The organism is Tateyamaria sp. (genome assembly GCF_039945315.1).
Lineage (GTDB): Bacteria > Pseudomonadota > Alphaproteobacteria > Rhodobacterales > Rhodobacteraceae > Tateyamaria.
Window position 1 is genome coordinate 1 of record NZ_JBDUXB010000003.1, and the last position, 25,351, is coordinate 25,351.

25 protein-coding genes and 1 pseudogene are annotated in these 25,351 nt (G+C 58.6%); 4 read left to right on the forward strand and 22 right to left on the reverse strand.

Features of this window, described 5'->3' with window-relative positions; genetic code table 11:
* From ABJD00_RS00535 to ABJD00_RS00545, 3 genes and pseudogenes are all read right to left on the reverse strand, one after another.
* Positions 1-155: pseudogene (locus tag ABJD00_RS00535) on the reverse strand (IS6 family transposase); the annotation flags it as partial.
* On the reverse strand, positions 151-525 hold the full coding sequence (locus tag ABJD00_RS00540; protein ID WP_413830050.1) for a luciferase family protein: 375 nt from the start codon (positions 523-525) through the stop codon (positions 151-153). The pseudogene ABJD00_RS00535 and the gene ABJD00_RS00540, both read right to left, overlap by 5 nt.
* Positions 526-904: 379 nt before the next feature.
* Entirely contained in the window at positions 905-1,372 is a 468-nt protein-coding gene (locus ABJD00_RS00545) for a c-type cytochrome (protein WP_413830052.1), read from the reverse strand.
* 86 nt (positions 1,373-1,458) lie between these two features.
* On the opposite strand from ABJD00_RS00545, the gene ABJD00_RS00550 reads away from it, so the two are divergent.
* Positions 1,459-2,307, forward strand: a complete 849-nt coding sequence (locus ABJD00_RS00550; protein ID WP_413830054.1) for a LysR family transcriptional regulator — start codon at positions 1,459-1,461, stop codon at positions 2,305-2,307.
* Positions 2,308-2,481: 174 nt separating this feature from the next.
* Here the strand turns inward: ABJD00_RS00550 and ABJD00_RS00555 are convergent, their stop codons facing one another.
* From ABJD00_RS00555 to ruvC, 9 genes are all read right to left on the reverse strand, one after another.
* Positions 2,482-2,790, reverse strand: a complete 309-nt coding sequence (locus tag ABJD00_RS00555) for a hypothetical protein (RefSeq protein WP_413830056.1) — start codon at positions 2,788-2,790, stop codon at positions 2,482-2,484.
* A 40-nt stretch (positions 2,791-2,830) separates the two neighbouring features.
* Positions 2,831-3,268 carry a tyrosine-type recombinase/integrase gene (locus ABJD00_RS00560; RefSeq protein WP_413830058.1) on the reverse strand — a complete coding sequence of 146 codons (438 nt, stop codon included), beginning with the start codon at positions 3,266-3,268 and terminating at the stop codon, positions 2,831-2,833.
* Between the two features lie 60 nt (positions 3,269-3,328).
* Positions 3,329-3,976: an integrase arm-type DNA-binding domain-containing protein gene (locus ABJD00_RS00565; RefSeq protein ID WP_413830060.1), complete on the reverse strand. Its 648-nt coding sequence runs from the start codon at positions 3,974-3,976 to the stop codon at positions 3,329-3,331.
* 391 nt (positions 3,977-4,367) lie between these two features.
* Positions 4,368-4,805, reverse strand: a complete 438-nt coding sequence (locus tag ABJD00_RS00570; protein WP_413830062.1) for a c-type cytochrome — start codon at positions 4,803-4,805, stop codon at positions 4,368-4,370.
* Between the two features lie 33 nt (positions 4,806-4,838).
* Positions 4,839-5,258, reverse strand: coding sequence for a c-type cytochrome (locus ABJD00_RS00575; protein WP_413830064.1), 420 nt, complete (start codon positions 5,256-5,258; stop codon positions 4,839-4,841).
* Positions 5,259-5,350: 92 nt separating this feature from the next.
* Positions 5,351-5,974, reverse strand: a complete 624-nt coding sequence (locus ABJD00_RS00580; protein WP_413830066.1) for a hypothetical protein — start codon at positions 5,972-5,974, stop codon at positions 5,351-5,353.
* 12 nt (positions 5,975-5,986) lie between these two features.
* Entirely contained in the window at positions 5,987-7,021 is a 1,035-nt protein-coding gene (gene ruvB, locus ABJD00_RS00585; protein WP_413830068.1) for a Holliday junction branch migration DNA helicase RuvB, read from the reverse strand.
* Positions 7,022-7,024: 3 nt separating this feature from the next.
* Positions 7,025-7,687: a Holliday junction branch migration protein RuvA gene (ruvA, locus tag ABJD00_RS00590; protein ID WP_413830070.1), complete on the reverse strand. Its 663-nt coding sequence runs from the start codon at positions 7,685-7,687 to the stop codon at positions 7,025-7,027.
* Positions 7,684-8,196 carry a crossover junction endodeoxyribonuclease RuvC gene (gene ruvC, locus ABJD00_RS00595; RefSeq protein WP_413830072.1) on the reverse strand — a complete coding sequence of 171 codons (513 nt, stop codon included), beginning with the start codon at positions 8,194-8,196 and terminating at the stop codon, positions 7,684-7,686. Before ruvC ends, ruvA begins: the two co-directional genes overlap by 4 nt.
* Before the next feature lie 344 nt (positions 8,197-8,540).
* Here ruvC and ABJD00_RS00600 point away from each other — a divergent pair, with 344 nt between their 5' ends.
* Entirely contained in the window at positions 8,541-8,750 is a 210-nt protein-coding gene (locus ABJD00_RS00600) for a DUF1127 domain-containing protein (protein WP_413830074.1), read from the forward strand.
* Between the two features lie 110 nt (positions 8,751-8,860).
* Here ABJD00_RS00600 and ABJD00_RS00605 read toward each other — a convergent pair whose 3' ends face one another.
* The 4 genes from ABJD00_RS00605 to ABJD00_RS00620 form a co-directional block, all read right to left on the reverse strand.
* Positions 8,861-9,208: a hypothetical protein gene (locus ABJD00_RS00605; protein WP_413830076.1), complete on the reverse strand. Its 348-nt coding sequence runs from the start codon at positions 9,206-9,208 to the stop codon at positions 8,861-8,863.
* Between the two features lie 112 nt (positions 9,209-9,320).
* The gene (locus ABJD00_RS00610) at positions 9,321-10,187 is read right to left on the reverse strand and encodes a 50S ribosomal protein L11 methyltransferase (protein ID WP_413830078.1); all 867 of its coding nucleotides are present in this window, start codon (positions 10,185-10,187) and stop codon (positions 9,321-9,323) included.
* Positions 10,187-11,572: an MATE family efflux transporter gene (locus tag ABJD00_RS00615; RefSeq protein WP_413830080.1), complete on the reverse strand. Its 1,386-nt coding sequence runs from the start codon at positions 11,570-11,572 to the stop codon at positions 10,187-10,189. The genes ABJD00_RS00610 and ABJD00_RS00615 overlap by 1 nt, the downstream gene beginning before the upstream one ends.
* A gap of 1 nt (position 11,573) precedes the next feature.
* Positions 11,574-12,806, reverse strand: coding sequence for an MFS transporter (locus ABJD00_RS00620; protein ID WP_413830082.1), 1,233 nt, complete (start codon positions 12,804-12,806; stop codon positions 11,574-11,576).
* A gap of 132 nt (positions 12,807-12,938) precedes the next feature.
* On the opposite strand from ABJD00_RS00620, the gene ABJD00_RS00625 reads away from it, so the two are divergent.
* Positions 12,939-13,394, forward strand: coding sequence for a methylated-DNA--[protein]-cysteine S-methyltransferase (locus ABJD00_RS00625; RefSeq protein WP_413830084.1), 456 nt, complete (start codon positions 12,939-12,941; stop codon positions 13,392-13,394).
* Between the two features lie 8 nt (positions 13,395-13,402).
* Here ABJD00_RS00625 and ABJD00_RS00630 read toward each other — a convergent pair whose 3' ends face one another.
* From ABJD00_RS00630 to fsa, 4 genes are all read right to left on the reverse strand, one after another.
* Entirely contained in the window at positions 13,403-14,092 is a 690-nt protein-coding gene (locus tag ABJD00_RS00630; protein ID WP_413830086.1) for a CDP-alcohol phosphatidyltransferase family protein, read from the reverse strand.
* A gap of 96 nt (positions 14,093-14,188) precedes the next feature.
* Positions 14,189-15,109 (reverse strand): tyrosine recombinase XerC, encoded by a 921-nt coding sequence (locus ABJD00_RS00635; RefSeq protein ID WP_413830088.1) that lies wholly within the window; start codon positions 15,107-15,109, stop codon positions 14,189-14,191.
* Positions 15,106-15,813 carry a DUF484 family protein gene (locus tag ABJD00_RS00640; protein ID WP_413830090.1) on the reverse strand — a complete coding sequence of 236 codons (708 nt, stop codon included), beginning with the start codon at positions 15,811-15,813 and terminating at the stop codon, positions 15,106-15,108. Before ABJD00_RS00640 ends, ABJD00_RS00635 begins: the two co-directional genes overlap by 4 nt.
* 277 nt (positions 15,814-16,090) lie before the next feature.
* Complete coding sequence (fsa, locus tag ABJD00_RS00645) at positions 16,091-16,744, reverse strand: fructose-6-phosphate aldolase (RefSeq protein WP_413830092.1); 654 nt, start codon at positions 16,742-16,744, stop codon at positions 16,091-16,093.
* 90 nt (positions 16,745-16,834) lie between these two features.
* Between fsa and ABJD00_RS00650 the strand changes: the two genes are divergently transcribed.
* Positions 16,835-19,030, forward strand: a complete 2,196-nt coding sequence (locus ABJD00_RS00650; protein ID WP_413830094.1) for a primosomal protein N' — start codon at positions 16,835-16,837, stop codon at positions 19,028-19,030.
* 481 nt (positions 19,031-19,511) lie between these two features.
* On the opposite strand, the gene ileS is transcribed toward ABJD00_RS00650, so the two are convergent.
* Positions 19,512-22,418, reverse strand: a complete 2,907-nt coding sequence (gene ileS, locus ABJD00_RS00655) for an isoleucine--tRNA ligase (protein ID WP_413830096.1) — start codon at positions 22,416-22,418, stop codon at positions 19,512-19,514.
* Positions 22,419-22,630: 212 nt separating this feature from the next.
* Positions 22,631-25,327 carry a DUF2339 domain-containing protein gene (locus tag ABJD00_RS00660; protein ID WP_413830098.1) on the reverse strand — a complete coding sequence of 899 codons (2,697 nt, stop codon included), beginning with the start codon at positions 25,325-25,327 and terminating at the stop codon, positions 22,631-22,633.
* Between the last annotated feature and the right edge of the window lie 24 nt (positions 25,328-25,351).

The following is a 25,351-nucleotide window of genomic DNA, read 5'->3' on the forward strand; positions in this document are numbered from 1 at the left end:
TTGATCTTCACGAATACCTCGTCCAGATGCCAGCGCCACTTGCTGGATTTCATGCCCGCAATCCGCCGTTTTCTGATCTCGGACGCGAACATCGGACCGAACCGATGCCACCAAAATCTCACAGCTTCATGGCTCACATCGATGCCGCGCTCATGGGATCTGATTGCCGGTCACAAACGTGTATGAGGCTTTGACGAGGTCATAGACGACTTCGAGTTCCTGTTCGGAGTGCGGCGTGTAGATCATCACAAATCCCTCCCAACCTACGCGCTGGGTTGCCCAAGGGTGAGAGACTGCCCAGCCGGCCGTTATCGCCGCCTCTGCGGTCTCTGGGGCAAGGGAAGCATGCAGGCTGCCGTCTGGATGAAGATGCGCAAATTCGCGACCTCCGACGATGACTTCGGGGTGTTCCAAAGTGACATTATCGCCCAGTCGGAAACCCACAGCGCCCGGCAGCGAAACACGCGTGGCGCCAAGAATGACACCGGGGAACGCATCTACGCGGCGAAGCAGTTCTTCGGACAATTCTGGCGTGGCACGACACCTATTTGAGTATGCGGCACGCCGTTGGTTGTCTCAGGGCGTGGCCCTTGGCGTTCGGGCAAAGTTATGTCTTGTGCCATGGCTGCCATGCCGATGCTTGCGACGATCAATGCTGAAGTAAGGATGGGAGAACGGGGCATCCTTTGGTCCTTTTGCTAGCTTTACGTCAACCTTCCACTGCAGACTTACACGACTAGGTGTACCCGTCCGCATCGAAACAGCCTCTCTCCTCTAGAGAGATCCTGTTCGATGCCGGCCAGTGGGACATCGACCAAAGTACTTGGTTCAGAAATTTACCAATTGGCGTTCACAAGCACAGCGGTCAAACGCAGCTCTCAGCAGGCGTTCGACCTTGAAGGCATTAATTGTTCGGTGCGCGGTAGGCTTTGTGGCATTCGGAGCAAGCACCGCCAATCCCGCCCATCGCAGCTCTCAGCGACTCTAGGTCCTGACCAGCTGCGCCTTGCATTACGACCACGGCCTCCGACAATTCTGCTCCCTTGGCCATCACATCCGGGAAGTTTTGCCAGATTGCCGGCAAGGCACGGCTTGATGCGTCTGCGGAACTATCAGACCCTGCAGGCCACATCCTCGATTGATCGATTTGAGTAAGTGTAACAAGGTTGTTTGCAGCACTTGTTGCAGCCTTTGCATCGTATTCGACGTCACCTTTGGCCATTGCGCCAAGACTGCCCAAGTTGAAAGCATAAAGCTGCATAATCGATTTGCGCGCTTTCACAGCAGGGTTACTCGCTTCTTGAGCAATGGCAGTGCCAATCGCACCGACAATGACCAACCCGGCGATGGCCAGCGTGATCTTAGACTTCATCTTTCATCTCCCTGTTGATTCACTACTAGCCTAACTTGAGAGTTTATCGTTGTAATTGTCTGTTTATTTCTCCTTATTGTGAATTTATGAACAATACGAACTGGGATAACATTCGTTATATTCTGGCAGTTGCAGAACACGGGTCATTGAATGCAGCGGCCGCGCAACTGGGCGTCACACATGCAACCGTCATGCGCCGGGTCGCAGCTTTTGAAGAACGCTACCAAAGGCCCGTCTTTGAAAGATCTCAATCGGGCTATAGCGTATTGCCAGAGGCTATTCCGATTGTGCGCGCGTTGTCCGATGTCAGAGACGCCGTCCTCGCCACAGAACGGACGATTGCCGGAGCAGATCAGTCGCCCTCCGGCTCCGTCAGCATCGCGTCCACCGACAGCCTTTGCCAAAGGGTCTTGCCGTCAATCGTCGAACGTATTTCTCGCAGTTACCCGAGTATTGAATTGACATTATTAAGTGCGAACGTGCACCACGATCTCAGCCGCCTATCTGCCGATATCGTAGTTCGACCGACCAAAACGTTGGCAGAAGATCTCATGGGCACGTGCGCAGGCGACCTGGCATTTGGTGTTTACAGCGATGGAAGCCCAAATCGAAAATGGTTGAAGCTGGAAGGGGCTTTGAGCGGGTCCGTGGCTGCAAGATGGATGTCAGACAACATCCCTCCTAGTCAGACAGCTGGTGGCGCTGACAGCTTTCTGGTGCTGCAGCATCTCGTGGCCTTGGGCAATGGAAAGGCACTCCTTCCGAGAATTGTTGGCGATGCCGACGACCGTCTCTGTCGTTTAGAATGTCGTGTCCCCGACATGGCGGTCCCTGTATGGGTTGCCTGCCTCAAGGAGTTTTCTCGAACGCCAAGAGTTGCATTGATCATGCCCCTGCTGGCTGGACAACTGCGCGACCGGCTCGAGCAAAGTTAAAATGAAGCATTGCCGTTGGAAAACCGGGAATTGCGAAGCGATTTGAAATAACTGATTTGCACTTGGAGCAGCCTTTCGCCGCGTTTATAATAACGGCCGCTTTGGGCTCAGAGCAGTCATTCGCTGCGCTCTGCCTGAACGACCGCAGTGCAGACCATAGCCGCGATAGTCCCGTCAGCCGCCAGCCGCCTCCGGCAACACGAAGGCCAAGCAATTATCGCGCGCTTCATCCGTACTGACAAATTCCTGCAGTGCCAACGACGTGGTCACGGCGAAGTCGCGTGCTGGACCAAAGACGCCTTTGCCCTCAAATCCGCAGCCGGCGCAGCGGAACTTCACGCCCACAGTCGTGCCATTGTGCTGCACACCGCCCTTCGCCACCCACCAGACGGGCACGCGCTCACACCCCGGCAGGGGCACGTCCTGATGCGTTTGGGCATTGTGAATAAGTTTCAGGTTGGGAGAGATTGGAGCGTCGGACACAGGGATACCTTTCTGAACAGGGACACCCCTATGCCATCGGTCAGGGGTGAGGTTCAAGTCGGCAGCATTGCTCTGCAGCCCGAAAGGCTCGGGGAAAAGTGACGCGTTCGTCTTTTGTACTGACGTTCTCGTCTTCCTGATTTTCAACCTGACCCGACAACCACTCCCCCCACGCTTTGAGCGCCGCGCGGCGTTCGTCCTGATACAACGCCCCGTGCATGTAGTGCTGGTCAGCCATCGACCCGATGGCATGCGCGAGGCAGGCCGACACGACATGCGGCGGCGTGCCCATTTGCGCCATGCGTGACGCAGCGGTGCGTCGCAGGTCGTGCAGCGTCCACCCCGCCCGCACCCGCTGGCTCAGATAGCTTTCAACGGTCTTTGGCCGCACGTTGAACTGCAGGTCGTCATTTGACGGCGTGATTTGCGCCTTGGCGAAGTCCGACAGCCAGACCTCCCAGCCCAGTCCCGCCTTCATCGCTTCGGGCGGGAAATGCAGCCATCCCCATCAACCCAAGAGCGCCGCGCCTGTGCCACCTCACCACGACGGCAGAGGGTGCAGACAGGACAGAGCAAAGCGCCCGTGTGCCCCCGCTGCCCCGCCCTGCTCGGCCATTTCCTTCAAGGCGTCAATTTCACCGTCGGTCAAAACGCGGGTTCGCTTCTTGGGCTTCCCAGCGGTCACGGACATGGGCACGCCGTAGAGCGGAGACACGTCAATCAGGCCGAGACCCACGGCGTAGTTCAGGACTGACCGAAGCTGGGACGTGGCGCGGATGGCGCGGGACGGGGCACGGGCGCGCAGGGCGCGCAGGGCGCGCAGGAGGGCCACCAGTTCCGCCCGCTTGAGGCTGTCCACCCGCCGCCGTTCCAGAGAGGCCCAGAGGGGCCGCAGGTTGGTCGCGTTTTCGGGCCGCTTGTGAACCGGGGCGATCTGATCGGCAAACCACTGGTCCCAGAGTGCGCCGAACTGGTGTGGGGCGGAGGTCGCCGCGTCCGCAAGGCTGCGGGCTTCAGCAAGGCTGATTTCAGGGTAGATGCCGAGCCCACGGGTGCGGCCCGCCTTACGCGCGATCCAGTTTTTGCGGCCCGAGGGTTCGATGCGGATGGAGAGGCCATCGCCCACGGCCACCACGCGGCGCGCGTCGGTCGGTTTCAGGCGTTTGATTTGCAGGTCTGTGAGCATTGCGGTGTTTCCTTTCTGACGGTCTTGGTAGCAGAAAGGGCGTGCTACCAAGGCAGGTCAAGGGCGGCTGGGGGTGAACAGCCATGAACACGCCCCAGAAAGAAACGCAACAATGTCAGGCGGTTACTGCACAACCATGAACAACCGTGAACAAATTAGATGTCTTCGTAATAGACAGTCAGCGTAAAGCGGTGCGGGGTCATTTCGGTCCTTCTTGGTGGTTGGCATTGTGCCCTACGATAGTGTTGCACCGCCAAGGCTATCAATAAATTGCATCAGTCTGGTTCGAAAGCCATTGTCCGCGGCCTTCTTTTTCGCCGCGCCCCTGGGATTTACAGCTTTGCCATTGTGTCGACGGTCAAGGCGAATGGACCTGACGGGGCGATTGGCATCACTCTCGATACAAACTGTGGCACGCTTTGCATGACTGGCCAAGAGGGCGCATACCGGCACGCACATCCTCCAAAGTCGTGATCTTTTCCGACCATTCGTTCGCGAACGCCTCTATATCCTGTGCCTTAGCCGTGAAATCGTCGAAGTTTTCCCAGATGGCGGGCAAAGCCTCTGACTTCGGATCGGTCTCTTGCGCCGCAAACAGATCGACCGACTCAGCTGAGTGCCGGGCGATCGCACGTGCTGCCGTCTTTGCCGATGCCGCATCAAAGGCAACCTGCCCTTTAGCCATCGTGCCCAGCACTTCTACATTGTCGGAAATAGCGCTCATCCCGTTCATGCGGGCCATTACGGCAGGGTTCTTTACGCCAGTGTGGGCCAGTGCCGCCGTGGCACCGAGAGCCAAGGTGGCTGCTATCAAATATCTGAATTCCAATTTTCTCTCCTTTTCGCGAAGTCCGTCCTGCAATCAGTTGATCCCGTTGGCGCGCTGAACCTCGCGGATATAGGCAACAAGCATGTCTACATCGGCCCGTGTCAATCCTGTGACCGGGGGCATATCGCCAAAGGGCCAATGGTGCGCACGCACGCCCATGGATACGGCACGCTGAAACGCCTCATCTCCATGATGCGAGGGCTCATAGATTTTGTGGATAAGAGGTGGCGCAACTCCGGCCTGACCGACTGCATTGTTGCCATGACAAACAGTACATTTGGCCTCGAATGCGGATTTGCCCATCTTTGCTCGATCCGACAGCTCATCCGGCAAAACAACGGTTGCAAGGGCTGTATTTTCCGAAGGCGAAGACATGTCCACCTCTGCGGGCCACATGAGATATCCGGCTATCAAAACCGCAATCACCGAAACCCCGATTGCCCAAACCTTCATCACAGCCTCCTGATTTCAGGCCGTGATACGGGTTCCGCCAACTGGAAGGTCAAGACGAATATCGTCTGTGTCGTAACGGGTTGAACGATTTGTCACGACAGCGTCCCAATCCGCGCGGCCAATCGCAATGCATGACTTGGATCATCTGCAGCACCCGGCAACACCGGATCATAAGCCGCCCGGATCAGCGCCGCGATATCCGGGCGCAACACTGTCGTTTCGCCCGCGACAGCCAGAGGAGAGCGGTCGCGAAAGGCAAGGTCAGACCACAAAAGCATGGATTGGACGACCTGGCTGAGCGCGAGCGTTTCAGCAGGCACAGCGCTCAGATGCGCATCCATCCGAAGAAAGACAAAACAGGCCTTGATCGCGCCCAACTCGTCAAAACGGAATGTGCGGTATTGGTTTGCATCGGCCTCCTTGAGCCGGGAAACAAGCGGGCCAAGATCAGGCAACAGCCGATCCATGCCGGGAACTTCCGGCAGTTCATCCCACTCTTTGAAAAAGAACCAGATAAAGTTTGACCCCAACTCAGGATCAGTTTCGCTGATGGATGTACCGGCGAGCTGGTTCACCGCCTCGATCGCGCCTTTGATGATTCCCAACGTCTCGTCCTCGACCCCGAACACAACGGGTGCCAGCGGCCTGCCCCAACGGGCAAAGGCATAGTCCTCACTCTCGCGCACAAACAGCGCTTCGATCTCTTCAGCGGTCATGTGATGCAGGCCTCAGTCAAACAATTCTCGGTTCGTTTTGGGCGCGTCCAGACCCAAATGCCGCCATGCCCGCGCCGCAAGCATCCGGCCCCGCGGTGTGCGTTGGATCAAGCCCTGTTGCAAAAGGTAGGGCTCGATCACCTCTTCAAGGGCATCGCGGCTCTCGCTCAGGGCGGCACTAAGGGTTTCAACACCGACGGGACCGCCGCCATAGTGTTCGGCCATCAGCGTCAGATACCGACGGTCAGCACCGTCAAGGCCTAGATGATCGACGCCAAGGCGAGTCAATGCGGCATCGGCAAGCTCTTGGGTCACGCGCCCGTCCCCGTCCACGACGGCAAAGTCCACAACCCGCCGCAACAATCGCCCCGCTACACGGGGCGTCCCGCGGGCGCGCCGCGCGATTTCGCGTGCACCGCCCTCGTCTGCAGGTGCCCCCAACTTGCGCGCGTTGCGCTCAACAATCGTGAACAGCTCATCTTCGGTGTAGAACTGCAGCCGTGTCGGGATGCCAAACCGGTCGCGCAGCGGTGTGGTCAGCAGCCCCATCCGCGTCGTCGCACCCACAAGCGTAAAGGGTTGCAATTCAATGCGCACAGTGCGCGCCGCCGGCCCCTCACCTATCACAAGGTCCAGCTCAAAGTCTTCAAGTGCAGGATACAGCACCTCTTCGACCACGGGGTTGAGACGGTGGATTTCGTCGATAAACAGGACATCGCGCGCCTCTAGGTTCGTGAGGATCGCGGCCAGGTCGCCTGCGCGGGCCAACACAGGGCCAGACGTCATGCGAAAGTTCACTCCCAACTCACGCGCCATGATCTGGGCAAGCGTAGTTTTACCCAAACCGGGAGGTCCGTGAAACAGCGTATGATCCATCGCCTCGCCGCGCTGGCGAGCGGACTGGATAAAGACGCGCAAGTTGGCCCGTGCTTCTGCCTGTCCGACAAAATCGTCGAGCATTTGCGGGCGCAGCGCTCGATCAAATGCTGTAGCGTCGTCTTCGGGCAAAGGAGAAGCGCGCAAGGTAGGATCAGATCCTTCGGTCATCCGCTACCCCTTCGGTGCCAGCAGCTTGAGCGCTGCGCGGATTAGCGACGGCATATCCGCCTCCGGTGCTTCGCCTGCGGCTTGTGCGACTGCGGCGGCGGCGTCCGAGGGGCTGTAACCGAGATTGCCAAGAGCGGACAACGCGTCGGCTTGGGCAGAAGACGGTGGCGCAGAGACAGCCATGGGTTCAATCACGTCCGCTTCTGACGCTCTTGCAGGTGCCTCTCCGCTCGCTTGGGCCACAGTGCCCCCCATCGCCATGACACCGGGAGCCTTGTCCTTGAGGTCCAGCACGATGCGCTGCGCGATTTTTGGGCCAATGCCCTTGGCAGCCTTGACCGCGTTCCAATCACCAAGCGCAATTGCCCGGCTGACCCCATCCGGGCCAAGCGTTCCGAGGATCGCAAGCGATGCCTTGGCCCCGACGCCCTGCACCGACATCAAAAGGCGATGCCATTCCTTTTCCACCAAAGTGGGAAAGCCGAACAGCTGCATGAGGTCTTCGCGCACCACCAGGTCGGTGAAGAGCGCGCAGGACTGCCCGGCACCGGGCAGCGTCGCCAATGTGCGGTCCGAACAGTACACGAGGTAGCCTACCCCGCCGACGTCCAGCAGGATGTGATCACCCGCCCGATAGTCAATCCGCCCTGTAAGTTTACCAATCATGCGCGTGCCCTTGCGACAGCCGCAGCCAGCCCGCTGGTTGCGTTGGCCGTGCCGTGATGCGCATGGCAGATCGCTATCGCCAAAGCGTCGGCTGCATCAGGCCCTGCAATCTGAACGCCCGGCAGCTGTACGCAGACCATATGGGCCACCTGCCGTTTGTCTGCGTGACCCACCCCGACGACAGTCTTTTTAACCGAGTTGGGGGCATATTCTCCAACGCTGAGTCCAGCACGGGCTGGAGCAAGCATCGCGATCCCACGCGCCTGACCCAGTTTCAGGGTCCCCGCGCCGTCTTTGTTCACGAACGTCTGCTCGACTGCAGCAGCTTCTGGGACATGCATGGCGATTACGGCGGTGAGCTGGTCAAACAGGGAAAGCAGGCGCAGCGACAGATCATCCCCGCTCGAGTTACAAATACCGTTCGCCACATGCCGCAATCTGGGGCCTTCAGCGTCAATGATTCCCCAGCCCATATGTCGCAAGCCCGGATCAATCCCCAAAATTCGCATGATGTACCGCCCGTTTCTGCACGCCTTACGGCTTTTTTCAGAGTTAGCACGAAAGGCGAACATGCGCCAAGGGTTAACAGCCGACATCTGATTGCGACATCCCACTGTTCTGGTCGCGACAGATCTCAAAAAAGTGGGTCAAATACGCCATCAAACAGTCGGAAATCGACACTCAGTCTATCTTAATTTCTCCTTATAATACGGTGTGTTAACGCTGATTTCCGGCTATGCATTTTTTGCATGGCACATATGACTTTATCGTCCTTGTCGAACGTTCTCACTCTGCCTAAATGCGCAGCACAACGCCGAATGGTTCGGCTCTGACAAACATAAAGGACTGCAAAATGGCATCTTTCGACACCACCCGCCCCGTTTATGGCACTGCCCCAGTTGCAGGCCACGTCAAAGGGTTTGTTTTCAATCTGGTCGCACAAGTGATCGCATGGAATGACGCACGCGTAACACGCAAAGCGCTGAACACTTTGACGGACCGTGAACTGGAAGATATCGGCCTCGTTCGTGGCGATATCGACGATGTGGCAAACGGCCACTAAACCTAGCGCAAAATGCGATGCATGCTCTGAAAAGGGCAAAAGCCGCGAGACCCGAACAGGGCTCGCGGCTTTCTTATTTGAGGTGTCGTCGCTTCACTTAGTAAAAAGTACTATTCAATAAAAGGTTCGATAAATCCCGCAAGGTACGACGTGACAGGATCGATCTGCATCAACCACGCCCCGCCCTGTTCGAACGCACCGCCCTGATTAAGTTTGGCCACGCGCTCGTTGTAGGTAATCTCACTCAAAGATGAGACCATAATTGCCTTGAACACAAAAAACCCGAGCACAAGAGCGAGCAGCCCTTTGATCGGAAATCCACGGCGCAACGCACGGTTTGGTCTGACAACAATCAGCCCGTCCGGGCGCATAACAGTGGTGAACCCTCGGGACATGGCCTGATGTTTGCGGCCTAGCACCGAGAGGCGCTTGTTAAAATCAGCTTGCGAATCTCGCATGACAACCTCGTTAACACACACAACGGCCCCCACCGTTGAGGTGTCTAAAATGCATCTGAATTGTGGCAAAATCTGGGCAAACGTCGCAAATACCCTGAAAACACAGGGCGAATTACGGCTTTTTTTGCAACGTCAAAGTTGTCCAATCACCAATAACGTCACGATGAACAACACTGTTTCCGCACTGCGTGTAAACTTCAACCACAGCGTTTGCCTGCTCATTTAGGATCCCCGACAGAATAGCGTAACCACCTGATTCGAGACGTGCAGATAAGTCTGGCGCCAACGCGATCAGCGGTCCTTTCAGGATATTGGCGAAAATCAGATCAAAAGGCCCGGCAAGGCCCGTGTGATCGAACCCAGCCGCCTCAAGAACGCTTACACGGTCGGACATAGTGTTCGCTGCCAAATTTGCCTCGGCCACTTCCACCGCCTGTGCATCAATGTCGCTGGCCAGAACGGATGCCGGCCATATCGCGGCGGCCCCCATTGCCAAAACTGCAGTGCCGCAGCCGATGTCGACAGCGCGCTGCGCGACAAAGCCGCCATCAGCCAGACGATCCAAGGCGCGCAAACAGCCGAGCGTCGTGCCGTGATGCCCGGTGCCAAAGGCCATCGCCGCCTCGATCAGCAGGGGGTATTTGTCGTCGGGCACTTTGTCGGCATCATGACTGCCGTAGACGAAAAATCGTCCTGCCTCGACAGGGGCCAATTCGCGGCGCACATGGGCGACCCAGTCAGTTTCGGGCAGCTGAGACACCTGAAAAGGTTTGGCGCCGAAGGCGTTGGCCAACAGCATCAACGCAGTGTCGTCCGGAGCCTCCATGAAATATGCGCCTACCTCCCAAAGACCTGATCCATCCTCGACCTCAAACACGCCAACGCCTGTGGGTTCTTCTTCCAGTTCTTCGAGCGCTGCTCCCAACCGTTCGGCGTCGGTCTTGCCCATGAGTGTTGTGAGGGCGGTCCAAGTGGGCATCAGCGTCTCCGATATCTGTCAGCGTTGGGCCACGGGCGTGGCAGTGGAGGAGAGACGTCCGTCTCTGGCCCGAGGCTCGCCACATACCGCCAGCCCCACAACGCCGCAAGTGCACCCATGATTGCCCCGGCCGCCGCCTGCCCGTAAATAACGCCGGTGGCCCCGAAACTCGCGGCCAACAGGGCTGCAAGCGGCCAGCTGAGCACGCCGTCCTTGACCCACCCCAGCAGGGTCGAGCGTCCGGGCTTGCCCAGATTGTTGAAGGCCGCGTTCGACACGAACAGACCGCCAAGGAGAATGAACCCGCCCGCCCCCACAAAGGTGAATGCCTGCAAGACCTCTGCCCCCTGCCCGCTGAGCCCGAAGGCGTCAATCACAAGGGGCGTGACACGCAGCAACACACCCCATGTGACCAGCGTGTAGAGGGCACAAAAGATCAGCGCGTCCCGGTAGGTGCTGCGCAAGCGTCCGTAATTTCCGGCCCCCAGATTTTGTCCAAAGATGCCTCCGATCGCGCCGGACAGCGCGAATATGCCGCCAAAGGCCAGAACGGTCAGCCGCCCCACCACCGCCCACGCCGCCACTGCGTCATCGCCGAACGGGGCCATCACGATGGTCAGGAAATAGTTGCCCGCGGGGGTCGCCATCTGCGTGGCGATTGCGGGCAACGCCACGGCCATATAGGGGCGGAATGTCTCGGCCACCCCGGCCCAGTCGGGCCGCGCGATCAGGTCGTGCTGATAGGCCGCAAAGAACAGCGCCAGCCCCATCAGCGAGAACCGGAACAGCACCAGACCCAATGCTGCTCCGTCCAGCCCCATCCCCCAATAAAGGATAAAGATCGGGTCGAGCACCATCAACACAGTGCCCGAGAACAGGGTCACATACATCGCCTTGGCCCCAAGCCCTTCGGCCCGCAAGGCGCCAGAGGCGACCATTGCGACGGCCATGGGAACGAGCGACGGAACTGTCATCAGCAGATAACGCGCCGACAAGGCGGCCGTTTCGCCGCTCGCCCCGGCCAACGCCACAAGGTCGTGGCGCAATAGGACAACGATCAGGGCCACGAAACCTTGAATTGTGCATGAAATAGCAATGGCCGCACCAGCTTGGCGGCGGGCGGCGGCGCGATCCCCCTCCCCGATCCGGCGCGACACAAGCGCCGTCGCTGCAATCAACAGCCCAACGCCAGAAGAAACGGAAAAGAACTGGATCGCGTAGGCAAAGCCGATGGCGGCCACCAGTTGCGGTTGGCCCAATTGCGAAATCCAAAGCAGGTTCGCCGCATCCACTAGAAAGACAAAGGTAATTCCGAACGCACCCGTGGCCGTCATCCGCACCACATGCCCCATTGTAGAACCAGTCAGAAAACGCCCCTCGGACATTCTATTCGGCCGGAGATGGCAGAGGTGTGGCCAAACGGGTTTCGTATCCCGGCTCAGGGTGACGTGGGATCAGAAGGGCAAGGCAGAGTGACGTGGCCGCCATGCCTGCGGCCAGAAAAAACACCGCTCCAGGAGAAACGAGCCAAAGTAAACCCAGAGGCAGCGGCAGGCTCACTGCAGCGATGTGGTTGATCGTGAAGGCCACCGCCGCGGTAGGAGCGATATCCTGAGGGTCTGCGATCTTTTGAAAATAGGTTTTCAGCGCCAACGCCAGCCCAAAGAAGATGTGGTCCACCACATAGAGCGAGGCAGCCACAAACAGCCCCCAACCCAGAAAATACACTCCGCCATAGGCGAGAAAAACGAGGACGAGCCCGGTGTATTCAAAGATGAGGGCTTTGTGCTCTCCGTACCGGGCCACAATGCGGCCCAAGAGGGGAGCGACCAGAATATTGACCACAAGGTTGATTAGATAGAGTGCAGTGAGTTCGTGCACCTCAAACCCAAATTTCTCGACCATCATGAAACCTGCAAAGACCATGAAAATCTGCCGCCGCGCACCTGACATGAACTGCAACGCATAATAGAGCCAGTAGCGACGGCGCAGCACAAATGTCTTGAGTTGCGGATGCGGTGCTTCGAACTGGGGATAAGCGATCATTGCAAAGATGGCGATGGCCGCCGTAACGCCACCGCCCACCATGTAGACAGTGTTGTAGGTCAGACCCAAAGGCTCCCACAGGATCATAATAACGAAGTAAACGAGGAACGTAGCGACCGACCCTGCGGCCAGCAGCCACCCGAGCATCTGCGGGGCTTCGGCCTTGGTCAGCCATTGCAGTTGCAACGACTGGTTCACAGTCTCGTAGTAGTGAAAACCCACAGAACTGATGAAGGTCAGGATCAGGATACCGGTCAGTTCCGGGAACTGGGCTGTTACAGCAGTGGCAAGGCCTAGCATTACAAGGGAAATCAACCCCAGCACCTGTTCGCGCATAAACATGATCACGACGATTACACCGACGGCCAGAAACCCGGGGATCTCGCGGATCGCATGCAACAGTCCGATGTCGCGCCCGTCAAAATTTGCCGCTTCAACCACGAAGTTGTTCAACAAAGCCACCCACACCGAAAACGCGATCGGCATGGCAAAGGCCATTAAGAACAACAGCGCCTTGGGGCGACGCCATTTTGGCAAATCACCGGCCTCAGCAAGGGGAACGTAGCGGGTCATAGGTTTGCTTTACGCCCTTTGTTGCGTTCTGGCGAGTGACCAAAACGCACATTAAGCGCGCCCCTCCTGCTCAGGTCGATGGCGCAGCTTTCGGGTTGCGCGACCGGTTCGGTCTGCGCCATGACAATTCCCATGAGAATGAAAGATATCACAACCCAATTTGGTGCGCTGACAGTCAGCGAAGATGGCGGCGCGATAGTACGACTGACCTGGGGTGTTTCGGGACGAGCCGACAGCTCGGCTGTTTTAGACGCAGCAGTTGCTCAGTTGGCCGAATATGATGCCGGGACGCGCGAGGTGTTTGATCTGCCTTTGCATGTGAATGGCTCTCAGGTGCAGCAGGATGTTTGCACCGCAATGTCGCAGATTTCCTTCGGAGATACCTGCACCTATGGCGATATCGCAAAACAGCTGGGCATACCCGCACAAGTCGTGGGGCAGGCTTGCGGAGGCAATCCGATCCCGATCATAATCCCCTGCCACCGGGTGATGGGTGCCAAGGGTCTGACAGGGTTTTCCGGCGCTGGAGGTGTCGAGACAAAGGTGGCGTTGCTGCGCCATGAAGGCGCGGGCGGGTTCCTGATCTGAGGTCCGCTTTAGCTCTGCGGGATCAGTTGCTGAGCGATACCGGCACACACCAAGTAAAGTGACGTGACCACCAAGCCCCAGTGTGCCCAACTTTCAGGGTGAAATCCGACCCAAGCCGCCCAGCCCGCAAAGAAGGTCCAGGCCAGCGCGGTCGGTAATGTCAGCCACCTCCAACGTTCTGTGCGCACGGGGTGCACAAATTTCAAAGGCAGGAACATACCCACAGCCAACACGCTTACAAGCGCAAGCGACACCCAGAAATTCGGCTCAAGAGCAAAGATCACCAGCACAACCATATTCCAACATCCCGGAAATCCAGAAAAGGAATTATCTTTTGTTTTCATGCGCGTATCCGCGAAATAGAGGGCGGACGCAAAGGTGATCAATATGATCGCTACCCAGCCGGTCCAACCATCCATCAGTCCGGACTTGAACAGGGCAAACGCGGGGATGAAGACATAGGTCAGGTAGTCAATGATCAGATCGAGCAAAACGCCGTCGAATTCAGGTGCTTGGGTTTTGACGTGATATTTGCGTGCAAGCGGGCCGTCGATCCCGTCCACCACGAAAGCGACGACAAGCCACAAGAACATCAGGTCCCATTTGGCATCGACCGCGGCAAGCATGGCGAGCATAGCAAACACGGCGCCAGTGGCGGTGAAAAGGTGGACGCAAAGGGCGCGAAATCGTCTGGTCATCGAACTGTCATGATCCATCGCCGCGCGGGTTGCAAATGCAAACCCGGCATTATCGGCTAATATCTCCGGCTGTTTGAGTTAGGGCGATAGAACACATCATGCCTTTGGGTGGGCGCGGGCGTAAACGTCCATCAACCGGACGGTATCAACTGCTGTATAGGCTTGGGTTGTGGACAGAGAGGCATGCCCAAGCAATTCCTGTATCGCGCGCAGATCACCGCCCGCATTCAGAAGGTGAGTTGCAAAGCTATGTCGCATCGCGTGAGGCGTGGCTGATGCAGGCAGGCCCAGTTGCATACGTCCCTGCGCCATCACCTTTTGGATTGCCCGCGGGGCCAACGCACCCCCACGGATGGCACGAAACAGTGGTCCTTCGGTATCCAGATCATATGGACAGGCGGCGACATACGCATCGACCGCACGCCGTGCAGCATCGATCACCGGAACAATCCGCTCCTTGCCGCCCTTGCCGGTGATGCGCATCACGTCAGGCAGCGGAGCGTCTCGCCCACTCAGCCCCAGCGCCTCGGAAATCCGCAAACCACAGCCCCACAGAAGTGTCAGCACTGCGGTGTCGCGCAGGCCCACCCAAGGTTTGTCCGACTGCAGAGACGCGATGTCGAGCAGGTCGCGCGCGGCCTCTTCGGAGACTGGACGGGGCAGTTTCTTTGTAAATTTCGGAGCGCGTGTGGACAGGACCGCCGTCGGTTCAAACCCTTCGCGGATACTAAGCCATTTATAGAACGCCTTGACCGCCGACAGTTTGCGCGCCAGCGAGCGAGGGCCAACGCCACCGCTGCGGGTCCGCGCCATCCAGGCGCGCATGTCTTGCGTGTTGATCCGCGCCAATGCACCCAGACCTTGGGTCTGCCCCGAGTGTTCGGTCATGAAGGCAAGAAATTCGGTGACATCGCGTCCGTAGGCGACCGTCGTATTCTGCGCCGCCCCCTTGATCGCCTGCTGATGCGCAAGAAACTGTTCCAGTGCATCGCGTGCCGCAGGGGAGATCATGCTCATCCCAGCCAGCGTCGCATCGCGCGTTCAAATACACCCGTAAAGAAGGCCAGCAGATCGGTGCCTTGCTGTGGCCCGAACATATGCGGGTCCTCTGCTCCGAGAACCAACAATCCGGGCAGGCGCGCGTCACCAAAATCAAGTTTCAAACACGCCTCCGAGCGGATCCAGTCGCCAGTCTCGCCGTAAATCGCGGGATCGGCAATTTGCACCTGCCGCAACGTGACCTGCCGGACAGCCCCGCCACGCCCTTGAGACAGGTAGCTATCGATGAAACCGGGTTCGGCCACGCTCAGTACGTCGCCCATTCGTTTGATTGCCGGGTCATTGTCATTTTGAACCGACTCGAGAACCAATCTAATCTCATCCACGCGAAGAATTTCGGCCACTTCACCACCCAAATCGCGCAGGAAGGGTTCAAATTCCAATGGATCGAGCATGCGCAGGATAGCGCGGTGCACTTGGTTGGTACCTGCAAGGTTTTCGTAGGCCGCCGCGATCACCGAACGGTGTGTATCCTCAAGCCGATCAAGGCGTGCTTCCAAACGTTCCATCGCAAGGCCGCGCAGATCGACAATGTTGCCGCCCATCGACTTCTCGTTGGCTGCAATCAGCGCGTGCATCAAATCATTATCGTCCAGAATCACATCGGGACGGGAAATAATCGCCTCTCGCAAGGCGTCATCAATATCGGGTTGGCTGCTCATACCATGCTCATTTTTATTTTGCGCGTGTCTAACACGAACGCAGGACAAAATCTGCCCTTTGATAAGAAAAACTTTGTGCTTTGAACGTGCTGTTGCTCATCGGTGTCAAAGACGGGCAAGGCAGTCCAACTTCTCCCCGTGCTTTAAGACAACCGAAGGTAGATATGACGTTTACTACCGCAACAGTGCTCCAGACCACTCACGGACACGGGTCGCCGGGGCTTGACAATTCCCCGTGCCCGCAATGCGCTGTCTGGATGGGTCGGAAAACCCTGTTTTACAGGATTTTCTGGCCCGTTTTTGCCCAGTCTTTCATAAACTGCTCAAGACCAGCATTGGTCAGCGGGTGGCTTGCCAGCTTCTTGATAACGTCCGGGGGAGCCGTGATCACGTCCGCGCCGATCCGCGCGCAATCCTGCACGTGATTTACAGACCGGATAGAGGCAGCGAGGATTTCTGTTTCATACCCGTAGTTGTCGTAGATGGTGCGAATATCTTCGATCAGCTCCATCCCATCAATGTGAATGTCGTCCAACCGGCCAATAAAGGGAGAGATGAAAGTCGCGCCTGCTTTGGCCGCCAGCAGCGCCTGATTGGCGGAAAAGCACAATGTCACGTTGACCATCTTGCCTTCACCCGACAGCACCTTGCACGCCTTGAGCCCGTCCCATGTCAGCGGCAATTTCACGGTGATGTTGTCAGCAATCTTGGCCAACTCACGCCCTTCGGCGATCATCGCGTCTGACTCCAGCGCAACCACTTCTGCGCTGACTGGACCATCGACCAGATCACAAATCTCTTTCGTGACTTCCATAATGTCACGACCAGATTTCAGGATCAGGGATGGATTGGTGGTCACACCGTCGACCATGCCCAGGTCGTTCAACTCGGCGATGGCGTCAATCTCGGCGGTATCTACAAAGAATTTCATCTCAGGCCCCTCTTGATGGCTTGGCGTTTGCTCAGGATGCCTTTACCTCATGGCGGGTGATGCTGAAACCCCTCATATGTTGGCGCTAACATGATTAACCCGTCGTTTTTTGACGAAGGGGCGTTGGTGGCCGTGCTGACGACACAGCCGCTGGATCGTGCTTTGGATTACAAAGCGCCTGAAGGCGGGTGCCATCTGGGCGCTTTCGTCGAGGTGCCGCTAGGACCACGTAAAGTCCTGGGGGTGGTCTGGGGCGCAGGCAAGGGCGACTACGACTACGCCAAGGTGCGATCTGTGTTGCGGGTGCTCGACGTAGCCCCGATGCGCACAGAAATGCGGAGCTTTCTCGAAAAGGCTGCCGCCTACACCCTGACCCCGATGCCCGCCATGCTGCGCCTTGCCACACGAGCGCCGGGATTGGGTGATCCCCCGTCAATGCGCAAGGTGTATCGCCGCGGCCCGGATGAACCAGACCGGATGACGGATGCGCGCAGGCGTGTTTTGGAATTTTTGGCCGAATACGGTGATCTGTCTTTTACTCTGAAAGAGTTGGCCGAGCTATCGGGTGTGACGTCGTCGGTTATCAAGGGGTTGGTGAAACAAGGTGCTGTAGCCGAAGAGGACAGCCCACGAGACCTGCCCTTTGCGCCGCTTGACCCAAACCTGCCCAGCAAGGAGCTCACCAAGGATCAGGACCGTGCCGCGACGCATGTGGCCGAAGCGGTGCGTGCGGGCAGATACGGCACGACACTGTTGCGTGGGGTAACGGGGTCTGGGAAGACCGAAGTCTACCTGGAAGCTGTCGCTGCCTGTTTGTCCGCTGGGCGACAAGCCCTTGTTCTGCTGCCAGAAATCGCATTGACGGCTGAGTTTTTAAAGCGGGTCGAGGTTCGGTTTGGCGCGCGCCCTGCCGAGTGGCATTCGGGCGCGACCATGACAGAGCGTCGCCGCATCTGGCGCATGATAGGACAAGGGCAGGCACAGCTGGTGATTGGGGCACGTTCGGCCCTGTTTCTACCCTATCAGAACCTCGGCCTGATCGTCGTCGATGAAGAACACGACACCTCTTACAAGCAAGAGGACGGGGTGTTGTATAATGCCCGGGATATGGCGGTTCTGCGTGCTTCTTTGTTGGGCGCGCAGGTGGTCTTGTCGTCGGCAACGCCCAGTTTGGAAAGCTGGGCCAATGCCGAAAGCGGCAAATACACGCGCCTTGATCTGGAAGCCCGGTTTGGCCCAGCAGTCTTGCCCACTATGAAGACCATCGACATGCGCGCAGAGACATTGCCATCAGACCGGTGGGTGTCGGACACGCTGAAAAGGGCGGTAGATCAACGGCTTGAATCTGGCGAGCAGGCGATGCTGTTCCTTAACCGGCGTGGCTATGCCCCGCTCACCTTGTGCCGCGCCTGCGGGCATCAGGTGGGGTGTGATCAGTGCGATGCGCGCATGGTCGAACACCGGTTCCTGAAGCGGTTGATGTGCCACCAGTGCGGCGAGACCAAACCGATGCCGACGGTGTGTCCGTCCTGTGGCGCAGAAGACCGCATGGCTCCTGTAGGCCCTGGCGTGGAACGTCTGGGGGAAGAGGCGGTCAAACTGTTTCCCGACGCTCGCGTCGCTGTCCTGAGTTCGGATATGTATGGCTCTGCCCGCGCCCTGAAAGCAGAGATCGAAGAGATCGCAGCGGGCGGTGCGGACGTCGTGATTGGCACGCAGTTGGTGGCAAAAGGGCATAACTTTCCCAACCTTACACTAGTTGGGGTGATTGATGCGGACCTTGGCTTGCAAGGCTCTGACCTACGCGCCGCAGAGCGCACATTTCAATTGATGCGTCAGGTCGCGGGTCGGGCCGGGAGGGCTGAAAAGCCCGGCACGGCGATGTTGCAAACCTTTCAACCCGAGCACCCGGTCATTCGCGCCATTCTGGCCGGAGATGAGGAAGGGTTTTGGCGTGCAGAGGCCGCCGAACGCGAGGCGGCAGGTGTGCCGCCCTATGGACGTATGGCGGGCATTATCCTAAGCGGGCCGGACGCCGCGCAAGTGTTTGATGCGGCCAATGCACTGGCACGCAATGTTGCACCGCTGGCCCGAGTTGGGGCTCAAGTCTTTGGCCCCGCCCCTGCCCCAATCGCCCGGATCAGGGGACGGCATCGGGTGCGTCTGCTGGTCAAGGCGGGCAAGGGCGTGACCTTGCAGGGCGCCATTGCGCAGTGGGTGTCCCAACTGCGACTGAAGGGCGACATTCGGCTTGCCGTAGATATCGATCCGCAGAGTTTTTACTGAGAGGTTCCGCATTTGTCGGTTTGGTCGGCTCGCACGCACCGTTGACCATATATTCATGGAGATTGACGCGAAAACAATCGATGCACCATGTGTGCACAACCTGTGCACCGCGTGTACACCGAAACAGTGCATACATGCCCAGATAAACGCAGCGTACGGTGATCCAAAGGCCGCTTTCGCCACGACATGTTTTAGGGGCTCCGCCCCGTCGCTTGCGCGGCTCCCCGTGGTACTTTCAATCAGAAGAGACTGGAAGACCGAAGCGGATTGGGCCTTTGGCCTCAAGCGCGTTCACTGGTGTTTTTCATTGGCATCGATATGTCCCGCATCTGCGAGGCCTTGTTCAAACCACCGCACATCTGCCATCGGCGCGCGCCATTTGGCGGCCAAAACGCAGGACACTTAGGAGAGGCAAATCGCCTTGCCCGCTCCGCGTGTCGTCATCCATAGCGATGGTATGTAAGGCGGAGGTGCCCTCCGCCTAGCCCAGAGCCGTGTTGCAGCGCCCACAGACACCGAGATGCGCATGCCGTCCGACATCCGGCAACACTTTCCAACAGCGCGCGCATTTTGATCCTTCGGCCTTTTCAAACAGCACAGCAACGCCAGGCACATCTGTCAGGCGAAACGCCTCTGCCGGGGCCGGATCGGACGTGATGGTGATCTGAGAGGTGATGCACAGATCCTCAAAAGGAACCGATTGTAGCTTGGCTGCGAGGTCAGCGTCTTCCACGAACACAATCGGGGCGGCCTCAAGTGATGCACCGATCACCTTTTCCGTGCGCTGCACCTCGAGCGCGGCTGTCACGACACGCCGTGCGCCGCGCAGTCCGCTCCATTTTTGAACGATCTCGTCATTGCGCCAGCTGTTCGGCGTTTCTGGCATGTCCACTAGATGGACCGAACTGTCGTCGCCGGGGAACCGTTCAAGCCAGACCTCTTCCATCGTGAACACGAGGATCGGGGCGAGCCATGTGGTCAGCCTGTGGAACAGAATATCAAGCACAGTGCGTGCCGCGCGGCGCCGCGCTGTGTCGCCATCGCAATAAAGCGCGTCTTTGCGCACATCGAAGTAGAACGCGGACAAATCCACTGTTGCAAAGTTAAAGACTGCCGAGAGGACCTTTTGGAAGTCAAAGGCGGCGTAGCCTTCGCGCACCGACACATCCAGTTCAGCCAGCCGGTGCAGCACCCACTGCTCCAGTTCCGGCATATCGGCCGGGTCGGTCCGGTCGGCTTCGGTGAAGTCCGCCAGCGAACCCAACATGTAGCGCATCGTGTTGCGCAAACGGCGGTAGCTGTCGGCCACGCCTTTGAGGATCTCTGGCCCGATCCGCTGGTCAGCGGTGTAGTCCGTTTGAGCCACCCAAAGCCGTAGGATATCGGCGCCGTACTGGTCCACCACCTTTTGCGGCACAATCGTGTTGCCGATGGATTTGGACATTTTCATGCCCTTTTCATCCAGCGTGAACCCGTGCGTCACAACATTGCGGTAAGGCGCGCGGCCCATAGTGCCAACGGCCTGCAAGAGCGAGGAATGGAACCAACCGCGGTGTTGGTCGGTGCCTTCCATATATACATCCGCGATGCCGTCTTCGGTCCCATCTTCGCGGTCGCGCAAGGTGAACGCGTGGGTCGAGCCGGAGTCGAACCAAACGTCAAGAATGTCCGTGACCTGATCGTAATCATCTGGGTTCACGATCCCTTCAAGGAAGCGTTGTTTGGCCCCTTCGTCGTACCACGCATCCGCCCCTTCGGCCTCAAAAGTCGATGTGATACGCCGGTTGACCTGCGGGTTGCGCAGCAGGAAATCGTCATCCGTGGGCAGCGCGCCCTTTTTGGTGAAGCAGGTGAGCGGAACGCCCCATGCGCGTTGGCGCGAGAGCACCCAGTCAGGGCGCGCCTCCATCATCGAGTGCAGGCGGTTGCGCCCCGATTTAGGTGTCCAGTTGACGTTGTCGATCTCGGTCAGGGCGCGTTCGCGGATGGTGGTGCCGTAGGTGTCTTGCCCGTCGCCCACCGGTTTGTCGATGGCGGCAAACCATTGCGGTGTGTTGCGGTAGATCACCGGTGCCTTGGAGCGCCACGAATGGGGATAGCTGTGCTTGATCTTGCCACGCGCCAGCAGCCCGCCGACTTCGGCCAGCTTGTCGATCACGGCGGCGTTGGCGTTCCCTTCTTTCCCGTTGGGCTTCAGGATCGCCTTGCCGCCAAAGAACGGCAGGTCATCGCGGAATCGCCCGTCCGGGTTCACATTGTACGTGATCACCTGCTCGAGCATGCCGAGGTCACGGTAGAGTTCGTACTCTTCCAGCCCGTGCGATGGTGCGCAGTGCACGAAGCCCGTCCCTTCGGTGTCAGTCACAAAGTCGGCGGCGCGGAAGTCGCGGATGTCGTCCCATTGGCCTTCGGCCCCCTCAGCTCCGTTCAAGGGGTGCGTGAGGGTGATCTTGGCCAGATCATCTTGCGTAACGTCGCAAAGACGACGGTACATCGTGTCATCAAGCCGCGCGCGTCCCAACACGTCCGACGCCAGATTGTCGGCGAGGATGTAGCGGTCACCGATATTGGCCCAACATTCCTCGGGCCGTCCGGTCACTTCGTACAGGCCGTAGGAAATGTCGGCGCCGTAGACGACCGCTTTGTTCGACGGCATGGTCCACGGTGTCGTGGTCCAGATCACCACTTGCGCACTGTCGAGCGTTGCATCCCCTGCACCGACGACCTTGAACTTCACCCAGATCGTAAAGCTGTCCTTGTCGTGATATTCGACCTCGGCTTCGGCCAGTGCAGTTTGCTCAACGGGCGACCACATCACAGGCTTTGATCCCTGATAGAGAGTTCCGTTCATCAGGAACTTCATGAACTCTTCGGCGATCACCCGTTCGGCATGGAAATCCATGGTCAGGTAAGGGTTTGCCCAGTTGCCCGTGATCCCAAGCCGCTTGAATTCCTCGCGCTGGATGTCGACCCAGCCTTCGGCAAAGCTGCGACATTCACCCCGAAACTCATTGATCGGAACGTCGTCCTTGTTGCGACCTTTTTTGCGGTACTGCTCCTCGATCTTCCACTCGATGGGCAGACCGTGGCAGTCCCACCCGGGGATGTAGCGCGCATCGAAGCCCATCATCTGGTGAGATCGGACAATCATGTCCTTGATCGTCTTGTTCAGTGCGTGCCCGATATGCAGGTTGCCGTTGGCGTAAGGAGGGCCGTCGTGCAGAGTAAAGGGCTTTCGGCCTTCTTTCTCACGCAGCCGGTCATAGACCCCAATCCGCGCCCAGCGCTCCAGCCATTCCGGCTCGCGTTTGGGCAGGCCCGCACGCATGGGAAAGTCGGTGCGTGGCAGGTTCAGGGTCTGTTTGTATTCAGGTGTATCGGCGCACATCGGGGGCGTCCTTCATAGATCATCTTGGGCGAGGAATGGCATGGGCGGTGCGATAAGCTCAAGCACCTTTGTCCGGCGGCTCGAAGGTTAGATCAGAGCGCCGGGGATATAATTCGCAGAATGATGGTCGCGTGCATCATGGGCGAGCTTTTAGACGGGGGTGCACCGCTTCACAAGTCCCTGCTTTCTCTGGATCGAAAATCCCATGGCGCTCAGTCCGAAGACACACGCGCCTGTGCCCAACGGTTGGACCAGGCAAGTGCCGCCAGGGACAGGCCCAACACCACGAGCGACAGCACGCGGGTCAGCCCCTCAAGTCCGGAAATGTCGATCAGGAACACTTTGGCCACCGCCAGTCCGATCACTACAAGCCCGGCCCTGCGCAGCATGGTCGAGCCGCGTGCGAGAGATTGATAGAACAGCGCTGCGCCCACAACGAGCAGCGCGACTGTGTAGCTGTAAAGCTCGGACTGCAAAAACCCATTGCTCAATTCCATCCCTTGCGCGCCCTTCCAGACATGGCGCAGCGCCGCAAAGGCCCAGACCGCTGACAGCCCGATAGCAAAGCTGAACAAACCAAGCCGCAGGATCCGGTAGCGCAGCTGCCAAGCGGCCAGCCCCAGCACAATGGCCGGAAACAGATAGGCTACAAGAAGCGTGTTAAAGACTGCAGGACCCGCAACGTCACTCCCCCAATTTGTCAAAAGCGGAGAAAAGATCGTAAGGCCGAGGGCCAGGGCGCCAAACCCGATACATCCGAACACAGCCGCAAGTCCCACCCGCACGATACCCAGAAGGCCGCCAAGATCCTGCAGGCGCAGCAATTGCGCCGTCATCAACCCCAGCCATATCGTGGCATAAAGGCCCATGGCCCAGTGGGAGTTACTGTTGTCGACGCCCGCCATCCTCTCGAGCAAGCGGAACAACAACAGCGACATCAGTGTCCCGCCCGTGGACCATGCGGCGGTATCAAGCATAACAGTCGCACTGACCCGCGCCTTTCCGCGGATCGCCCACAAAGCGGCCACGAAGGCCGCAAGCGCGCCGCCATAGGCCAGCAGGATCTCCCAAACGGGCGCGTCAAGCGCCCATGGCAATCCCGGATTAGCAATCAAACGAGCACCCACGGCAATCACACCGACGCTCACGGCCAACTGCATCAGTGGCAGGTCAAACCGGCGGTCCAGAAGTGCTGCCACCAGCACAGTGATCGCCAACGCCACCGTGAGTGCAGCAGATGACAGGATCAGAACGAGGCCGAAACTGATTGCTGCCATCGCCGATAGAACAAACAAAGATGCCCGCGTTTTGTCCTCTCCGTCCACCCGAGCGAACCGCAGCGCGAGGGCAACCATGACCGCGGCCATCACCATTGCATGGAGCGCCCAAGGATAGGCTCCTACGACCTGTGCGGGCTGCCATGTAACCTCAAGCGCGATCGCCATCGCGGGCGCGAGCACGGCCGCCCCCATGGCCCACGCGACCCCAAAACCGGGTCGCAGAGCGCGCCCTGCCGCTAGAGCGCTCAGACCAAGACCAAGGCCCCAGAGCAGCGTCACGGCAATGGGATAGTCCGCCTCGGCACTCTCGGCATAGGCTGCCTCGAATGCGCGCACCACGGGTCCGCCCATCTGCCCTTCCAAGGCCACGACGCAGATCAGCCCAAGGGCGGGCACCAGGGCCATATCCTGCAAGGCAGGTGCTGACAGCGACCACAGGGCCAGCGCGATGGCAAGAACGACCAACCCGGTGATCCCGGGCCAACACCCATCCGCGCCGATGCCGCTGGTCCAGATCAAACCAAAACTGGCCGCTGCGACCGCTGCAAGGGCCAAGGCTGTCGGAAATCCCGGGCGCGGACCCGAGGGGTGCATCACCCATCCAGTGACAAGCTGGCCGTCATGATCCGGCCAAATGCTCCGCGCCGGGATGAGAATGGACAGGCCAGCCAACGCAAGCACAAACACCTGAAAACCAACAGTCAAACTTGTCCCACCACCCTGCAGAGTCAGCCAGCCCATACCAAAGCCCAAAGCGACACTCAGTGCGGACACCCAAGCCCAACGGCGTAGCGTATCTACCCCAAGACCCACCGCCGTGATGATCCCGAAGTACAGGTAAAGCCAGTTGTTCGCTGGCACCGTGCTGCCGACCAGCAGTGGCGCTAAAAACGCACCAACCACGCCAACAGTTGTCAGCAAAGGGCCGTGCAACCAACCAAGGGCCACACCCAACAGGCCTACGCTTGCCATGCCGGCAAACGCAACCTCAACCCCGATCAGATCGTAAAGAAGCCGCGCGGCGGCGACTGCGCCAAACAGCGACACCAGGCCTGCTCCCGAAAAGACGGACGGAATGTATGCCGTCGTGCTGTCCGGGCCGTCGCCATAGCGGCGGCGGATTACCTCGCCCCCTCCGATCAAAACAGCCCCAAAAGTCAGTGCAGCAAGCACGCGGGCTGTGGGAGGGAACAGGTCGTTCTCCACCCCGTATTGCACGAGAAATAAGCCGGCCAGTGCAAGAGAAAGGGCCGAGACCATGTAAAACCAGTTGTTCACGGCCCACGACAGGGCGATCTGCCCACGGCTTGTGCCGCTTGGAGTGGCGGGCTGTTCAACAGCTTTTCTGGCCGCGATCACACGGGCTGCCGCAGGTTCTGGTGGTTGCGCAGTCGCTTTATCTTTGTTTTCGGCAGGTTTTTGAGATGTTGCGGGCGTTTTGGATTTATCGCGTTCTAGCGATAGTTCGCCGGGCTTTGTTGCAGGAGACGCTGCCATCAGACGTGCGATATCTGCCTCCAGCGTTGCGATCCGGCCTCGCAAACCCGACTGCGCCACGAGCAGGTAAATCACGCCAACGGGTATGGCCAAAACCACCAGACCCAACAAAACCACCAACGCTTCCATCATTTACCCTCTTGAGATCACTCTCAA

Bases quoted from the DNA above. Each gene is read 5' to 3' on its own strand.
- ABJD00_RS00545 (WP_413830052.1), bottom strand. From the start codon at position 1,372: ATGAAGTCTAAGATCACGCTGGCCATCGCCGGGTTGGTCATTGTCGGT.
- ABJD00_RS00550 (WP_413830054.1), top strand. From the start codon at position 1,459: ATGAACAATACGAACTGGGATAACATTCGTTATATTCTGGCAGTTGCA.
- ABJD00_RS00560 (WP_413830058.1), bottom strand. From the start codon at position 3,268: ATGAAGGCGGGACTGGGCTGGGAGGTCTGGCTGTCGGACTTCGCCAAG.
- ABJD00_RS00565 (WP_413830060.1), bottom strand. From the start codon at position 3,976: ATGCTCACAGACCTGCAAATCAAACGCCTGAAACCGACCGACGCGCGC.
- ABJD00_RS00575 (WP_413830064.1), bottom strand. From the start codon at position 5,258: ATGAAGGTTTGGGCAATCGGGGTTTCGGTGATTGCGGTTTTGATAGCC.
- ABJD00_RS00580 (WP_413830066.1), bottom strand. From the start codon at position 5,974: ATGACCGCTGAAGAGATCGAAGCGCTGTTTGTGCGCGAGAGTGAGGAC.
- ruvB (WP_413830068.1), bottom strand. From the start codon at position 7,021: ATGACCGAAGGATCTGATCCTACCTTGCGCGCTTCTCCTTTGCCCGAA.
- ruvA (WP_413830070.1), bottom strand. From the start codon at position 7,687: ATGATTGGTAAACTTACAGGGCGGATTGACTATCGGGCGGGTGATCAC.
- ruvC (WP_413830072.1), bottom strand. From the start codon at position 8,196: ATGCGAATTTTGGGGATTGATCCGGGCTTGCGACATATGGGCTGGGGA.
- ABJD00_RS00600 (WP_413830074.1), top strand. From the start codon at position 8,541: ATGGCATCTTTCGACACCACCCGCCCCGTTTATGGCACTGCCCCAGTT.
- ABJD00_RS00605 (WP_413830076.1), bottom strand. From the start codon at position 9,208: ATGCGAGATTCGCAAGCTGATTTTAACAAGCGCCTCTCGGTGCTAGGC.
- ABJD00_RS00610 (WP_413830078.1), bottom strand. From the start codon at position 10,187: ATGCCCACTTGGACCGCCCTCACAACACTCATGGGCAAGACCGACGCC.
- ABJD00_RS00615 (WP_413830080.1), bottom strand. From the start codon at position 11,572: ATGTCCGAGGGGCGTTTTCTGACTGGTTCTACAATGGGGCATGTGGTG.
- ABJD00_RS00620 (WP_413830082.1), bottom strand. From the start codon at position 12,806: ATGACCCGCTACGTTCCCCTTGCTGAGGCCGGTGATTTGCCAAAATGG.
- ABJD00_RS00625 (WP_413830084.1), top strand. From the start codon at position 12,939: ATGAGAATGAAAGATATCACAACCCAATTTGGTGCGCTGACAGTCAGC.
- ABJD00_RS00630 (WP_413830086.1), bottom strand. From the start codon at position 14,092: ATGACCAGACGATTTCGCGCCCTTTGCGTCCACCTTTTCACCGCCACT.
- ABJD00_RS00635 (WP_413830088.1), bottom strand. From the start codon at position 15,109: ATGAGCATGATCTCCCCTGCGGCACGCGATGCACTGGAACAGTTTCTT.
- ABJD00_RS00640 (WP_413830090.1), bottom strand. From the start codon at position 15,813: ATGAGCAGCCAACCCGATATTGATGACGCCTTGCGAGAGGCGATTATT.
- fsa (WP_413830092.1), bottom strand. From the start codon at position 16,744: ATGAAATTCTTTGTAGATACCGCCGAGATTGACGCCATCGCCGAGTTG.
- ABJD00_RS00650 (WP_413830094.1), top strand. From the start codon at position 16,835: ATGATTAACCCGTCGTTTTTTGACGAAGGGGCGTTGGTGGCCGTGCTG.
- ileS (WP_413830096.1), bottom strand. From the start codon at position 22,418: ATGTGCGCCGATACACCTGAATACAAACAGACCCTGAACCTGCCACGC.
- ABJD00_RS00660 (WP_413830098.1), bottom strand. From the start codon at position 25,327: ATGATGGAAGCGTTGGTGGTTTTGTTGGGTCTGGTGGTTTTGGCCATA.